Origin of the sequence: Polaromonas sp., assembly GCF_018780625.1 — a bacterium.
Lineage (GTDB): Bacteria > Pseudomonadota > Gammaproteobacteria > Burkholderiales > Burkholderiaceae_C > Polaromonas.
In genome coordinates this window covers 1-13622 of record NZ_JADMJK010000086.1, presented here as the reverse complement: position 1 = coordinate 13622, position 13622 = coordinate 1, and the positions used below count along the sequence as shown (strand labels likewise).

Genomic DNA, 13622 nt, shown 5'->3' with positions numbered 1-13622 from the left:
GCGGCCAGCTGGTCGGCGGTTTCGTCAAATCCAAAGTCGTTGGCAAAGGTCTCGTAGTCGCCCGGCGAGTAGCGGAAGGCGTGGCCTTCGCGCAGGGCGCGCCTGGCGTAGATGTTGAGCAGTTCGGCGGCGGAGTCGCGGATTTGCTCGGCGGCCTTGCGCTTGGCTTTTTCCCACTGGCCGCTGCCCAGCCGGTGCAGCGGCGCTTCTTCGGCGCTCACGCCGGTGTAGCGGCTGATCAGGTGCAGCTGGCTGACCGGCACGTAGAGCGTGGCCTTGTCGGCATATTCCAGGTGCAGAAATTCTTGGCAAGCAGGCGTGCCGTCGGCATTTTTCTCGCCCAGGTCCAGGTTGACCAGGCCCCGGTAGCGGCCAATGCCGTGGGCGCTGTGCACCACCGGGTCGCCCACGTTGAGCTCGGACAGGTCCTTGATCAGCGCTTCGACGTCGCTGACGCGTTCCTGCTTCTTGTTGCGGCGGCGCAGCGTGACGCCGGCGGCAAACAGCTCGGTCTCGGTGACAAAGTCAATGCCTTCTTCAAGCCAGCTGAACCCCGTGTGCAGCGACGACGTGGCAATGCCCAGCGGCTCGCGGCTGGCCTGGAAGTCCTGGAGTGAATCAAATGCGGGCGGGCTGACGTTGCTGGCGCGCAGAAAATCCAGCAGGCTTTCGCGCCGGCCATCGCTTTCGGCCAGCAGCAGCACGCGGTGGGCGGTGTTGCGCGCATGGCTCTTGAAGCGGGCCAGCGGGTCTTCAGCACCGCGCACCACGGCCATTTCACCGAGTTTCTGGAACTGGGCGTTGTCGGCGACGTCTTCGATGCTGCCGCGCAGCGCCAGCTGGGCGTAGTCCTTGGCGCGGGTGTAGAACTGCTCGGAGCTTAAAAACAGCGACTCGGGCGGCAGCGCGGGGCGGTCGGGCGCATCCTTCACGAGCCGGTAGCGGTCCTTGGTGTCTTGCCAAAAGCGCTGAAAGGCGGGCTCCAGGTCGCCGTGCAGCACCACCGTGGCGCGCGATGCGTCCTGGCCCAGGTAGTCAAACACGGTGGCGGTTTCTTCAAAAAACAGCGGTAGGTAGTACTCGATGCCGGCCGTCGCCACGCCGTTGCCCACGTCCTTGTAGATGCGGCTTTTGGTTGGGTCGCCGGCCAGCAGTTCGCGCCAGCGGTTGCGGAACTTGGCGCGCGCGGCGTCGTCCATCGGGAATTCGCGGCCGGGCAGCAGCCGCACTTCGGGCACCGGGTAGAGGCTGCGTTGGCTGTCGGGGTCAAAGGTGCGGATGCTGTCGATCTCGTCGTCAAACAGGTCCACCCTGAAGGGCACCAGCGAGCCCATGGGGAACAAGTCAATCAGGCCGCCGCGCACGGCGTATTCGCCGGGGCTGACGACTTGCGTGACGTGGCTGTAGCCGGCCAGCGTGAGCTGGGCCTTGAGCTTGGCCTCGTCAAGCTTTTGTTTGACCTTGAATTCAAAGGTATAGCCCGCCAGAAAGCTGGGCGGCGCCAGCCGGTACAGCGCCGTGGTGGCCGGCATGATGACCACGTCGGCGCCGGTTTCCTTGTCGCGCTGCTGGATGCGCCACAGCGTGGCCAGCCGTTCGCTGATCAGGTCCTGGTGCGGCGAAAAAGTGTCGTAGGGCAGGGTTTCCCAATCGGGAAACAGGGCGCAGCGCAGGTCAGGTGCAAAAAACGCGATCTCGTCCATCAGGCGTTGGGCGGTGGGCGCGTCCGACGTGATGATGGCGGTGACTTTGCCGGCCGCTTTTTCGCGCTGCCCCAGACGGGCCAGCAGCAAGGCGTCGGCCGATCCGGCGGGCTGGGGCAGGGTGTAGCGTTTGCCGGAAACGAGTGAGGGTAAAAGCATGAATCAGTGCGCCGAGAAGTTCAGGGACCAGAAATAACTGCCAAAAATAACTGCCGGAAGCACGCAACAAAAACACCCCCAGGCGTTTGAAGGGGGTGCATGGCGGCGTGCCGTCGCCGGGCACAAGGCCAGGCGAAATGCTGATTTTAGAATCTATGATGAAGTGATGATGAAACCCGGCGCCAATAACCGTGACAGCCCCCGTGACAGCCGCCTTGATAGTAGCGGTCTGCCCGAGGCCCGCTTTTTTGCCCTGCTGCCTTGCGCCGGGCAGGGCAGCAGGGCCGGCGTGTCGGTGTCTGGCCTGGCCAAGCAATACCAGGAAATCGCCGGCCAGGCCATGGTGCTGCACACGCTGGCGGCTTTTGCGGCGGTGACGCGGCTGGCCGGCACGCTGGTGGTGGTGGCGCCTGGCGACCCGTTTTTCGATGCGCTGCCCGCGCATTTTTTTGACGTAGCGGCCTGCGGCGGCGCCAGCCGGGCGGCCACGGTGCGCAGCGGGCTGGACGCGCTGCGCCAGTCCGGAGCCGCCGCCCACGACTGGGTGCTGGTGCATGACGCAGCCCGCTGCCTGGTGAGCGCCGCGCAAATCAATCAACTGATAAACGCCTGCGAACACGATGCCGTGGGCGGCCTGCTGGCCCACAAACTGCCCGACACGCTCAAATGCGAGGTGGCTGGACGCGTGGCGGCCACGCTGGACCGCAACGACAAATGGCTGGCCCAAACGCCGCAGATGTTTCGCATCGGCACGCTGGCGCAGGCGCTCGATGCTGCTGGCAGCGACGTGACCGATGAATCCAGCGCCATCGAGGCGCTGGGCCTGGCTCCCAGGCTGGTGGCGGGCAGCGCCCAAAACTTCAAGGTGACCTACCCCGAGGACTTCGCCCTGGCCGAGGCGGTCTTGCTGGCGCGGCGCAAAACACAAACCATTTTTTGAATCCTCATGAAAGATCCCGCGATGAATCCCACCCCAAGCCCTTCGCTTCCCCCGTTCCGGATTGGCGAGGGCTGGGATACGCATGCGCTGGTGCCCGGGCGCAAGCTGATCGTGGGCGGCGTCGAGATTCCCTTCGCCCTGGGGCTGCTCGGACATTCGGATGCCGATGTGCTGCTGCACGCCATCATTGACGCGCTGCTGGGCGCGGCCGGATTGGGTGACATCGGGTCGCATTTCCCGGATACCGACGTGCGCTTCAAGGCCGCTGATTCAGTGGTGTTGCTGCAGGAGGTGGGCCGCCTGCTGGCCGGGCGGGGTCTGCGCATCGGCAACATCGACAGCACCGTGGTGGCGCAGGCGCCCAAGCTGGCCCCGCACATTCCTTTGATGCGTGCCCGGATTGCCGCGGCGCTGGGTCTGGACGAATCGCAGGTCAACGTCAAGGCCAAGACGGCGGAAAAGCTGGGGCCCGTGGGGCAGGGCCTGAGCATGGAAGCCCGTGCCGCTGTGTTGCTGTATGGAGTTGCTATTTAATTGCGTCAAGGCCGTTTTCAGGCATTGATCCGGGAAAAAGGGGCCGAAACGAAGCCCCCTTTTCGCGGCTAACTTCTGCGCAGCCTGATGTGCGCGGCCAGTCCGCCCCCGGTGGCATTGGCCAGGCTGAACACGCCGCCCATGCGCTGAAGGGTTTTTTCAACAATTGCCAGGCCCAGGCCTGCACCGGACGCAGCCGTGCGCGCGGCATCTCCCCGGAAAAACGGACCGGTGAGCTTGGGCAGCGTTTCAGGGGATACGCCTTCGCCGTGGTCGCGCACCTTGATCAGTACCCACTGCTCGCGGGTCTTGGCGGTGATCTCGACCAGGGCAGTGCCTGTTTCGGGTGATTTTCCATAACGCCTGGCGTTTTCAAGCAGGTTGGAAATGACGCGGGACAGTTCGACCTCGTCGGCCAGGACGACCATGTTGTCAGGAATGTCCACCGCCACGCGCATGTCGTCGTAGTCGGCCACGGCGTACACCGCGGCACCGACCACTGAATTGAGCGATACCGGCGCCAGTTGCTGCGGCTCGGGGCGGGCGTAGTCCAGAAATTTGTCAATGATGGCGTCCAGCTGGCTGATGTCGGCTGCCATGTGCTCGCGCGCATCGGGGTCTGACACGCTCATCTCGGTTTCCAGCCGCAGGCGCGCCAGTGGCGTGCGCAAATCATGGGAAATGCCGGCCAGCATGATCACGCGGTCCTGCTCAATCTTGGACAACTGCTGCGCCATGCGGTTAAAGCCGATGTTGACCGCCCGGATCTCGCTGGTGGCGACTTTCTCGTCGAGCAGGCTGGCGTCGAAATCCCCGTCGCGCATACGGCTGGCCGCGAACGAAAGGTCCTTGAGCGGGCGGTTGATCAGACGCGCAATGAACGCGGCGCCCGCCAGGGACAAGGCACCGGCGGTCATGAGCCAGATCACCCAGGTGCTGTTGCGGGACGGCCCCACCTTGGAGGGGTCGGTGATCAGCCAGTAGGCGTCGCCTTCAATGGAAAAGCCTATCCATAGACCTTTTTCGCCGTTAACGCTGCTGGCCACAATGGTGTTACTGCCCAGCCTCGCCTTGAGTTTTTCAGCGATGCGCTCGCTTAGCTTGTCGCGCTCGAAGGTGTCGACCTGGTCCGTTGGTTCACGGGGCGTGATGCGCACCTGCTCCTCTTCGGCCAGCGTTTTAATCAGGGAAACGCGGCCTATGGCGTCAGAATAACGAAGCGCAGCACGGCTCAGGTTGACCAGCGACGCCAATTGTTGCGCGCTTTGAATCGCGCGGGGTTCGGATTCGAGCGCTCGAAAGGTTTGCAGCCAGGCCACGATGGAGCCAAACAACAGCAGCGCCAAAAAGAAAAAGGTTCGCCAAAAAAGATTTAAACCCCGCCGCGGGCGCAACTCCAGCTGTGCTGGTGTTGTTCCGAGGGGGGTGGGGCTGGTGTCGTCCATGCGCGCAGTGTAAGGTCGAAAACGGACGTAACCGATACGAAGCGGCTGACTGCCGCGCCCGTGAAGCCCTTGATCGAAGGTGCCGGGCCGCTACGCAGGCTGTTCGGTCGGCGTGCTGCTGGAGCGGGTGGCTTGGGTGCAGCCGGTGCTATCGGGATTAGTTGCTTCCGTCCGGAACAAAAACATAACCAACGCCCCATACGGTCTGAATGTAGCGGGGTACCGCAGCGTCTGTTTCAATGAGTTTTCGCAACCGCGAGACCTGCACATCCAGGCTGCGGTCAAAAGGTTCGAACTCTCGGCCACGCGCCAGTTGCGCGAGTTTTTCGCGTGAAAGAGGCTGGCGCGGATGGCGTACGAGGGTTTTCAGCATTGCGAATTCGCCGGTGGTCAGCGGCAATTCTTCACCATTTTTATGCAGGGTGCGCAGTCCCATGTCGAACGAAAACGGGCCAAAGGTGATCACCTCCTGATCACTGGACGGCGCGCCTGGCACCTCAGCCGTGGGACGGCGGCGCAGCACGGCATGAATGCGTGCCAGCAACTCGCGGGGGTTGAAGGGCTTGGCCAGGTAGTCGTCGGCGCCGACCTCCAGACCGACGATGCGGTCCACGTCTTCGCCCTTGGCGGTCAGCATGATGATGGGCGTGCGGTCATTGGCGGCGCGCAGGCGGCGGCAGACCGAAAGGCCGTCTTCGCCGGGCATCATCAAGTCGAGCACGATCAGGTCAACGGCGTCACGCAGCATGATGCGGTTCAGCGCCTTGCTGTCTTCAGCCAGGATGACTTCAAAACCCTCTTGGGCCAGGTAGCGGCGCAACAGGTCGCGGATTCGGGCGTCGTCGTCAACAATCAGAATTTTGTCGGCGCGCGTGCTTGTGAGAGAGGGGTTCATGATGGACTTCAAATTTGTAACAGCGCCATTTTGAGTGCTAAATCACGAAAGTGTCTCTTTTTTTAGTCACTTTGACACAATGTTACAAAAGTTTCTAAAGGGTGCCTGTGTTGCACGCGCCGGATGCATTAGTCGCTTAGGCTTTCTGATAATTGAAAAAACAGCCCGAACCTGCCACATGCCCAGCGCTGAAAAATTGCTTGAATTCACCCCAGGCGACCCCTTTTCAATCTGTTGGCCCTGCCGCATGCCTGCTTGGGGTCGTTGCGATGGGGTGGTCATGCCGCTTGAAAATTGCGCGGCCATGACCGGGGTGACTGCGGTGTCAGGTCCAATTTCAAGATCTAAAACGCGGTATTTCGAAGCCTGCATGAGCGGCGCATCAGCGATTCCGGGCATAAGCGTCTTGACAGACGGCGGCGCCAATGTCTGGCATATTTATTTTTCACGATCCTAAAAAGGTAAGCAACATGATTCGTAATGCAAAATTTATAGCTGCTTGCGCAGCGCTGGTGGGGGCTACAGGGGTATTTGCTCAAAATATTCAGCGTGAACCACTGCAGAACGTGGCCCAGCTGTCTGCCAGCGGCTCGGTCGAGGTGCAGCAGGATCTGCTCTCTATTTCGATGAACACCACGCGCGATGGCACGGATGCCGGCACGGTGCAGACCCAACTCAAGCAAGCACTCGACACGGCGCTGGCCCAGGCCAAACAGGCTGTGGCTCCCGGGCAGATGGACGTGCGCACCGGTAATTTCAGCCTGTACCCGCGCTATGGCAAAGACGGCAAGATCAATGGCTGGCAGGGCTCGACCGAATTGGTACTGGAGGGCCGGGACTTTGCGCGCATCACCAGCACGGCCGGAAAAATCCAGACGCTGACCATGGGCAACGTCAGCTTTGCGCTCAGCCGTGAGCAGCGCGCCAGGGTGGAGGGCGAAGCCCAGACCCAGGCCATTGAGCGCTTCAAGGCCAAAGCCGGCGAGATCGCCAGAAGTTTTGGTTTTGCCGGCTATGCCTTGCGCGAAGTGTCCGTCAATGCCAACGAGCAGGGTTACACGCCGCGTCCCCGCGTGATGGCCGTCCAGGCCAAGGCCGAAATGTCTGACTCGCCCATTTCTGTGGAGGCCGGGAAAAGCACGGTGCTGGTCAACGTGTCGGGCTCGGTGCAGATGAAATGATGCGCGGGGGCATACGCCCTGAAAAGCAGAACGCCAGGACGGAAAGGGTGGTTGGCTGACAGACCTTTTGCCGCGCAGTGCTTATGCTGTGCGAATGAGTTTTTCCGATGCTTCAGCCCAGAACGCCGCGCGTTCCGGGCCTTTTTTTGTGGTGATCAACGCGGGCGCCGGCCATCACAACGCCGACGACGAGCAGCAGGTCATGGCGCGTGTTTTCAGGCAGGCCGGGCGCGAGGTCGAGTTTTTGTTGCGCGGGAAAACCGAATCCATCAGCGCCGTCGCCCGCCGGGCCGTGGCGTTGGCGCAGGCGCGGCAGGGCGTGGTGGTGGCGGCCGGCGGCGACGGCACCATCAATGCCGTGGCCAGCGCCGTACTCGGAAGCGGTTGTCCGTTTGGCGTCTTGCCGCAAGGCACGTTCAACTACTTTGGTCGTGCCAACGGGATTTCGCAGGACACCGAGGCGGCCGCTTGCGCGCTGGTGGGCGCCAGCATTTCGCCGGTTCAGGCCGGCCAGGTGAACGGGCGGATCTTTCTGGTCAATGCCAGCGTCGGGCTGTACCCGCAGCTGCTGGAAGATCGCGAAGCCTGGAAGCAGCGCTTTGGGCGCAGCCGTTTTGTGGCGTTTATCTCAGGCATGGCCACACTGCTGCAGGCGCGCAAGCAGCTCCATCTGCTGGTCGAGTCGGGCGGGCGGGTGGTGGCGCTGCGCACGCCCACGCTGTTCGTCGGCAACAACGATTTGCAGCTCGCGCGCGTCGGCATTGACGAAAAGCAGGTCAATTCGGTCAATGCCGGCGAACTGGCGGGCATTGTGGTCAAGCCCATCGGCACGCTGGCGCTTTTTGGATTGCTGCTGCGCGGCCTGGCCGGCCGCCTGGGCGATGCGGACAGCGTGGAGAGTTTTTCGTTTCGCCGCCTGACTATCACGCCTAAAGGCCGCAAGCGCATCAAGGTGGCGACCGACGGCGAGGTCGTCTGGATGCAGGCGCCGCTGGTGTTTGAGGTGGCCGCCCAGACCTTGCTGCTGATGGTGCCCGCGCCCACTGACCGGGTGGAGGTGGCGTGACGCTGCTGCTGCATATCTCGGACCCGCATTTCGGCACCGTACAGCCGCCTGTGGCGCAAGCGCTGGCGCGCCTGGCGCAGGCGCAGCGCCCCGATGTGCTGGTGTTGTCGGGCGACATCACGCAGCGCGCACGGCCATTGCAGTTCAAGGAGGCGCGGGCGTTTTGTGACCAGCTGGCCATTCCGCATCTGCTGACGCTGCCGGGTAACCACGACATCCCCCTGTTCAATGTGTACCTGCGGCTGTTCACGCCGTATGCGCGCTACCTGCAGGTCTTTGGGCCCGCGCTGGAAACCTGTCTGGACCTGCCGCAGCTCCGCGTGCTGGGGGTGAACACAACGAGGCGCTGGCGGCATAAGAACGGCGAGGTGTCGGTTGTGCAGATCGACCGGGTGGTGGCGCAGCTGCAGTCGGCCGGGCCGGCGCAGCTGCGCGTGGTGGTGGTGCACCAGCCGGTGTATGTGATGCGCGCCGAAGACGAGCACGACCGCCTGCGCGGCTGGGAGCCGGCTGTGCGCGCCTGGGCGGCGGCGGGGGCCGACCTTGTGCTGGGGGGCCATATTCACCTGCCTTATGTGTGCGAGCTTTCATCTCGCCTGGCAGGCCTGGGCCGGCGTCTTTGGTGCGTGCAGGCGGGCACGGCGCTGTCGTCGCGGGTGCGCTGGGAGGCGCCCAATTCGGTCAACCTGCTGCGTTACGACGCTGCCAGCGCGCCGTTGCAGTGCCAGTTGGAGCGATGGGATTACCAGGCTGCAGTGCAGCGGTTCGAGAAAGTGGATACCCGTGCGTTGCTGCTGGACCGCTAAAGCGTCGTCTGCGTCAGGTTCATGCGGCTGAAATACGTTTTTTGCGGGCAATGACAAGCGTCCGCAGGTAGTCGTAAGTCCAGTTGAAAGCAAAGGTGTAGGGCAGGAAAAAAAGCACGATTGCGATGTCCAGCACAAACGCTTCCCACAACCCAATGCCCAGCCACCACGCGGCCAGAGGGACCACGGCCAGGACCAGGCCGATTTCAAACAATGCGGCATGAACGGCGCGGGCTCCGAGCGTCCGCTGAAAACCCATGCGCCGCTGGGCCCGGTCAAACAAGGCGTTGAACGCCATGTTCCAGCTCATGGCGATCAGCGAAATCATCAGTGTCAGCGCGCCCATGTGGACCAGTGAATAGCCCAGCAGCCAAGCGCCCAGCGGCGCACAAATGGCCAGCGCCAGGACTTCAAAGCCCAAGGCGTGGAAAAAGCGTTCCTTGACGGACTTCTGGAGACTCATGGCGCTGCTTTCTTACGGAAACAAGAGGTTTTGGGGCGATTGAGGTATTTTCGTCGATGCCTGGGCCTGGTAGGTCTGACCGTCTTTGGGCCGCGCGTGGTGTTCGCCCATGCAAAAAGCCTGCGAGCCCAAAGGCTGGCAGGCTTGGCTTGAAGGCGCTATGAGCACCTTCGCCGGCTTAGAACTTGTAGCGCAGGCCCACGGTGGTGGCGCTGACGCGGTCACGCCCGGTGCCGGCAAATTTCATGTCATGCGCGTCGTACTGCAAGACGGCTGACATCTGGGGATTGAACGCATATTCGGCGCCCACTCCGTAGGACACGCCAAAGCCGCTCTCGCTACCGGACGCAACGCCGGAAGCGGGTGCGGACGACACGTCGGTTCGGCCATAGGTGGCACCGAGCTTGCCGAGCAGATTGAACGAAGGGCTGAGCGGCAAGCGGCCGACCATGCTCAGGTTGAAGCCCTGTGCCTTGGTGGTGCCGCCTGCGCGGTTGATCTTGCCAAAGTCGGTGAAGCCCAGCTCCATGCCCAGGTTGTTGTTGATATAGCTGCCACCATAAATGCCGTAGGCCGTGTCCCTGTTCTCGGAGGAATAGAAGCCGGATCCGTTACCGACTGAAAAATCCGATTTACCGACATTCACGCCGACGTAGCTTGCGCCCGGTGCGTTGAGGGTGTAATTGCTGCTCTGGGCTTGCGCGCTTGCGCCAGCGGCCAGTGCGGCCACGGCCAGGACGGTGGCTGAAAGATTTCGTGTCAATGAACGCATGGGTGTTTCCTGTTGTGAATAAGGTGGACATGGCTGCTCTCAATGGAGAGCAGCTTTGTATATCCACCAGTAACTCTAGGGCGGCAATGACAGCGCGACTGTGGGGATAGCAGGCAAATGCTTGTAGGACAAACCGCAGCCTGCGCAAATGCCCACTGCTCGCGCACGATGAAGTCTTTACTGCCCAAAAGCTGCTGATAAAGTCAGGTCATGCAGACTATTACCCACCTGCCAGGGAGCACCGCTCTGGTTCTTGACTCCCCGCACAGCGGAACCGCTTATCCACCGGACTTTCAGTACGCGTGCGCCATGAACACGCTGCGCGGCGCTGAAGACACGCATGTTGAAAAGCTCTACGACTTTGCCCCCAGCCTGGGGGTGCACTGGATAGAGGCGCTCTTTCCGCGCAGCTACCTCGACGCCAACCGCAACACGACCGAAATTGATGTGTCGCTGTTCGACGCACCCTGGCCCGACCCGGTGGAGACCGACCCGAAAGTGCTTTCCAAGGTTCGCCTGGGCAAGGGGCTGATCTGGCGCACCATGGACGACGGCGCTCCGATTTACGCCCGCACGCTGAGTGTGGCCGAAGTGCAGGCGCGCATCGAACGATGCTGGAAGCCCTACCATGTGGCCGTGGCGCAGGCCATTGAGGCCGCACACCAGGCGCATGGCTACAGCATTCACATCAACTGCCACTCGATGCCCGCCATGGCCTCCAGCCACGCCACTGATTTTCCGGGCGAAGCGCATGCTGACTTCGTGGTTGGCGACCGGGACGGCAGCACCGCGAGCGCGGCCCTGTCAAGCCTGGTGTGCCAGCACCTGCGCGCGCGCGGTTACAACGTGTCTTACAACCACCCTTACAAGGGCGTGGAATTGGTGCGGCGCTACGGCAACCCAGCACGGCAGCGCCACAGCCTGCAGCTGGAGATCAACCGCAAGCTCTATATGAATGAAGAAACGCTGGCCATCATGCCCGGCTTTGAGCCCCTCAAGACCACCCTGCGCGGCTTGGTGGATCGGCTGCTGGCAACCGATCCGAGGGGGCTCTAAATGGATCAGGTCGATTGCGTGGTGATTGGGGCCGGCGTGGTGGGGCTGGCGGTGGCGCGCGCGCTGGCGCTGCAGGGCAGGGAGGTCATGGTGCTGGAAGCGGCCGACGCCATAGGCACCGGCACCAGTTCCCGCAACAGCGAGGTGATTCACGCGGGCATCTACTACGCCGAAGGCTCCCTCAAGGCCAGGCTGTGCGTGCAAGGCAAAGCGCTGCTGTATGCCTACTGCGCCGAGCGCGGCATTGGATTTAGCCGTTGCGGCAAGCTGCTGGTGGCGACCAGCGATGCGCAGGTGGCGCAGCTGCACGTCATGATGACGAAGGCCGCAGCCAATGGCGTTCATGACCTGGTGCTGCTGACGCGCGCGCAGGCCAGAGCGCTGGAGCCGCAGCTGGAATGCGTGGCGGCCGTGCATTCGCCGAGCACCGGCATTGTGGACAGCCATGCCTTGATGTTGGCGCTCCAGGGTGACCTGGAGAACGCCGGCGGACTTGTGGTACTTAATTCGGCGCTGGCCCACGCGCAATTTGCTCAGGATGCTATTGTTTTGATGGCAAAAGACGGCACGGAGCTCCAGGCTCGTAGCGTGGTGAACGCGGCGGGCCTGCAGGCCCAGGCGCTGGCCAGTCGTTTTGCGGGTCTGGCTGCGGAGTTTGTGCCGCCCAGCCATTACGCCAAAGGCAGTTATTTCACACTGGCTGGGCGCTCGCCGTTTAACCGCCTCATCTACCCCGTTCCCGAGGCCGCGGGCCTGGGCGTGCATCTGACGCTTGATTTGGGCGGACAAGCCAAGTTTGGCCCGGATGTGCAGTGGGTCGATTCGCCCGATGACCTGGTGGTGGATCCGGCGCGCGGCGATGCGTTTTATGCGGCTGTGCGCCAATACTGGCCTGCGCTGCAAGACGGCACGCTGATCCCGGGCTATGCCGGCATTCGCCCCAAAATCCAGGGGCCGGGCGAACCGGCCAGGGATTTTTTGATCCAGGGCCCTGCCGTGCATGGCGTGCCCGGGCTGGTCAACCTGTTCGGGATCGAGTCGCCCGGCCTGACCAGCGCGCTGGCCATCGGCGAGTATGTGCGCCGGTTATTACCTTGAATTCATTGCCCTGAATTTATTGCGCGGTCCAGCCGCCGTCCATGTTCCAGGCCACGCCGCGCACGTTGTTGCCGGCGGGCGAGCAGAAAAACACGGCTAGCGCCCCCAATTCTTCTGGCGTGGTGAATTGCATGGACGGCTCTTTTTCGCCCAGCAGTTGCTGCTTTGCCATTTCATTGCTGATGCCGCTTGCCTGGGCCCTGGCATCGACTTGTTGTTGCACCAGCGGCGTCAGCACCCAGCCCGGACAGATGGCGTTGCAGGTGACGCCGGTGGTGGCGTTTTCGAGGGCGGTAACCTTGGTCAAACCCACAATACCGTGCTTGGCCGCTACATAGGCCGATTTTTCCGCGGAACCGACGAGGCCGTGGATCGAGGCGACGTTGATGATGCGGCCCCAACCCTGGCCGTTGTTGGCAGCCCGCATGGCGGGCAGCGCCAGGCGCGTTGCATGAAAGGCGCTGCTGAGGTTGATGGCGATGATGGCGTCCCATTTTTCAACCGGGAAATTTTCGATTCTGGCGACATGCTGAATACCTGCGTTGTTCACCAGAATGTCGACCTGGCCAAATTGGGCGGCCGCAAAGTTCATCATGTCTTCAATCTCGGCGGGCCGGCTCATGTCAGCGCCGTGGTAAGCCACCTGCACGCCCAGCGCAGCGATCGCTGCCTTGGGGCCGTCCACATCACCAAATCCGTTCAGGACAATGTTGGCGCCCTGGGCTGCCAGGCATTTGGCGATTCCCAGGCCAATGCCGCTGGTGGAACCGGTAACGAGCGCTGTTTTGCCTTTGAGCATGATGATTCTCCTGATGGTTTACGATAATTGGGAAGGGCTTTGCCCGGCGTCTGCAGTTCTGGCGCCACAATAGTTTTCAAATACATTATCAAGCCTTAAAAGCGGACGGCCTGCACCATGACTGAACCCAGCCTGAACTACGTAAATTGCCCGGATGCTGAAGGCAGCCACCGCATGGCGTACTGGCAATGGGGGCAGCCCGACAGCCCGCATGTGGTGCTTTGCGTGCATGGGCTGACGCGCCAGGGGCGGGACTTTGACGCACTGGCGCAGGCCTTGTGCGAGCAGGCGGCGCAGTTGCCGGGCGGCATTCGGGTGGTCTGCCCTGATGTGGTGGGCCGCGGCGAGAGTGACTGGCTGAAAGACCCCATGGGCTACCAGGTGCCCGCCTATGCGGCGGACATGCTGGGGTTGTTGGCCCATTTGCATGCTCAGTCGCCCATCACCGCGCTCGACTGGGTGGGCACCAGCATGGGCGGGCTGATCGGCATGGTGGTTTGCGGCCAGCCTGGCTTGCCGCTCCCGGCGCCTGTACGCAGGCTGGTGCTGAACGACGTGGGTCCGACGCTGCAGTGGCAGGCAATAGCGCGAATTGGCGCCTACCTGGGGGCGGCGGGGCATTTCAATTCCGTGCAGGAGGCGGCCGACGCCATGTGGGTGATTTCCGAGAGCTTTGGCCCGCACACCCCGGCGCAATGGCTGGCG

At 62.6% G+C, this 13622-nt stretch carries 15 protein-coding genes; 8 read left to right on the top strand and 7 right to left on the bottom strand.

Translation table 11 applies throughout. From position 1 onward, the window contains the following. The coding region (locus tag IV091_RS07955; RefSeq protein ID WP_293467337.1) for a CarD family transcriptional regulator at positions 1–1862 on the bottom strand (1862 nt) is incomplete at its 3' end. A gap of 166 nt (positions 1863–2028) precedes the next feature. On the opposite strand from IV091_RS07955, the gene ispD reads away from it, so the two are divergent. Together ispD and ispF are read left to right on the top strand one after the other, a co-directional pair. Next, the gene (gene ispD, locus IV091_RS07950) at positions 2029–2802 is read left to right on the top strand and encodes a 2-C-methyl-D-erythritol 4-phosphate cytidylyltransferase (protein WP_293467335.1); all 774 of its coding nucleotides are present in this window, start codon (positions 2029–2031) and stop codon (positions 2800–2802) included. A gap of 21 nt (positions 2803–2823) precedes the next feature. Continuing rightward, positions 2824–3336 carry a 2-C-methyl-D-erythritol 2,4-cyclodiphosphate synthase gene (gene ispF, locus IV091_RS07945; protein WP_293467333.1) on the top strand — a complete coding sequence of 171 codons (513 nt, stop codon included), beginning with the start codon at positions 2824–2826 and terminating at the stop codon, positions 3334–3336. Between the two features lie 68 nt (positions 3337–3404). Here the strand turns inward: ispF and IV091_RS07940 are convergent, their stop codons facing one another. The 3 genes from IV091_RS07940 to IV091_RS07930 all read right to left on the bottom strand — a co-directional run bounded on the left by IV091_RS07940 (position 3405) and on the right by IV091_RS07930 (position 6075). Then, entirely contained in the window at positions 3405–4781 is a 1377-nt protein-coding gene (locus IV091_RS07940) for a sensor histidine kinase (protein ID WP_293467331.1), read from the bottom strand. Positions 4782–4938: 157 nt separating this feature from the next. Further along, positions 4939–5676: a two-component system response regulator OmpR gene (gene ompR, locus IV091_RS07935; RefSeq protein ID WP_293467329.1), complete on the bottom strand. Its 738-nt coding sequence runs from the start codon at positions 5674–5676 to the stop codon at positions 4939–4941. Positions 5677–5742: 66 nt separating this feature from the next. Next, entirely contained in the window at positions 5743–6075 is a 333-nt protein-coding gene (locus IV091_RS07930) for a hypothetical protein (protein ID WP_293467327.1), read from the bottom strand. Between the two features lie 71 nt (positions 6076–6146). Between IV091_RS07930 and IV091_RS07925 the strand changes: the two genes are divergently transcribed. From IV091_RS07925 to IV091_RS07915, 3 genes are all read left to right on the top strand, one after another. Further along, positions 6147–6857: an SIMPL domain-containing protein gene (locus IV091_RS07925; protein WP_293467325.1), complete on the top strand. Its 711-nt coding sequence runs from the start codon at positions 6147–6149 to the stop codon at positions 6855–6857. Positions 6858–6951: 94 nt separating this feature from the next. Further along, positions 6952–7923 carry a diacylglycerol kinase family protein gene (locus IV091_RS07920; RefSeq protein WP_293467323.1) on the top strand — a complete coding sequence of 324 codons (972 nt, stop codon included), beginning with the start codon at positions 6952–6954 and terminating at the stop codon, positions 7921–7923. Next, positions 7920–8729: a metallophosphoesterase gene (locus tag IV091_RS07915; RefSeq protein ID WP_293467321.1), complete on the top strand. Its 810-nt coding sequence runs from the start codon at positions 7920–7922 to the stop codon at positions 8727–8729. The genes IV091_RS07920 and IV091_RS07915 overlap by 4 nt, the downstream gene beginning before the upstream one ends. Positions 8730–8748: 19 nt before the next feature. Here IV091_RS07915 and IV091_RS07910 read toward each other — a convergent pair whose 3' ends face one another. Both IV091_RS07910 and IV091_RS07905 read right to left on the bottom strand, forming a co-directional pair. Further along, positions 8749–9192, bottom strand: a complete 444-nt coding sequence (locus IV091_RS07910; RefSeq protein ID WP_293467319.1) for a multidrug/biocide efflux PACE transporter — start codon at positions 9190–9192, stop codon at positions 8749–8751. Positions 9193–9370: 178 nt separating this feature from the next. After that, positions 9371–9964, bottom strand: coding sequence for an outer membrane beta-barrel protein (locus tag IV091_RS07905; protein WP_293467317.1), 594 nt, complete (start codon positions 9962–9964; stop codon positions 9371–9373). Positions 9965–10174: 210 nt separating this feature from the next. Here IV091_RS07905 and IV091_RS07900 point away from each other — a divergent pair, with 210 nt between their 5' ends. Further along, positions 10175–11020 carry an N-formylglutamate amidohydrolase gene (locus IV091_RS07900; protein WP_293467315.1) on the top strand — a complete coding sequence of 282 codons (846 nt, stop codon included), beginning with the start codon at positions 10175–10177 and terminating at the stop codon, positions 11018–11020. Next, on the top strand, positions 11021–12118 hold the full coding sequence (locus tag IV091_RS07895) for an NAD(P)/FAD-dependent oxidoreductase (protein ID WP_293467313.1): 1098 nt from the start codon (positions 11021–11023) through the stop codon (positions 12116–12118). Between the two features lie 16 nt (positions 12119–12134). Here the strand turns inward: IV091_RS07895 and IV091_RS07890 are convergent, their stop codons facing one another. Next, positions 12135–12917: a 3-hydroxybutyrate dehydrogenase gene (locus IV091_RS07890; protein ID WP_293467310.1), complete on the bottom strand. Its 783-nt coding sequence runs from the start codon at positions 12915–12917 to the stop codon at positions 12135–12137. Between the two features lie 117 nt (positions 12918–13034). Between IV091_RS07890 and IV091_RS07885 the strand changes: the two genes are divergently transcribed. Next, a partial coding sequence (locus IV091_RS07885) for an alpha/beta hydrolase (protein ID WP_293467307.1) occupies positions 13035–13622 on the top strand: 588 nt, incomplete at its 3' end.

Excerpts from the sequence above, each read along its gene's own strand:
- IV091_RS07905 (WP_293467317.1), bottom strand. The coding sequence starts at position 9,964 with ATGCGTTCATTGACACGAAATCTTTCAGCCACCGTCCTGGCCGTGGCC.
- ispD (WP_293467335.1), top strand. The coding sequence starts at position 2,029 with ATGATGAAACCCGGCGCCAATAACCGTGACAGCCCCCGTGACAGCCGC.
- IV091_RS07895 (WP_293467313.1), top strand. The coding sequence starts at position 11,021 with ATGGATCAGGTCGATTGCGTGGTGATTGGGGCCGGCGTGGTGGGGCTG.
- IV091_RS07940 (WP_293467331.1), bottom strand. The coding sequence starts at position 4,781 with ATGGACGACACCAGCCCCACCCCCCTCGGAACAACACCAGCACAGCTG.
- IV091_RS07900 (WP_293467315.1), top strand. The coding sequence starts at position 10,175 with ATGCAGACTATTACCCACCTGCCAGGGAGCACCGCTCTGGTTCTTGAC.
- ispF (WP_293467333.1), top strand. The coding sequence starts at position 2,824 with ATGAATCCCACCCCAAGCCCTTCGCTTCCCCCGTTCCGGATTGGCGAG.
- ompR (WP_293467329.1), bottom strand. The coding sequence starts at position 5,676 with ATGAACCCCTCTCTCACAAGCACGCGCGCCGACAAAATTCTGATTGTT.
- IV091_RS07930 (WP_293467327.1), bottom strand. The coding sequence starts at position 6,075 with ATGCCCGGAATCGCTGATGCGCCGCTCATGCAGGCTTCGAAATACCGC.
- IV091_RS07920 (WP_293467323.1), top strand. The coding sequence starts at position 6,952 with ATGAGTTTTTCCGATGCTTCAGCCCAGAACGCCGCGCGTTCCGGGCCT.
- IV091_RS07925 (WP_293467325.1), top strand. The coding sequence starts at position 6,147 with ATGATTCGTAATGCAAAATTTATAGCTGCTTGCGCAGCGCTGGTGGGG.
- IV091_RS07910 (WP_293467319.1), bottom strand. The coding sequence starts at position 9,192 with ATGAGTCTCCAGAAGTCCGTCAAGGAACGCTTTTTCCACGCCTTGGGC.
- IV091_RS07890 (WP_293467310.1), bottom strand. The coding sequence starts at position 12,917 with ATGCTCAAAGGCAAAACAGCGCTCGTTACCGGTTCCACCAGCGGCATT.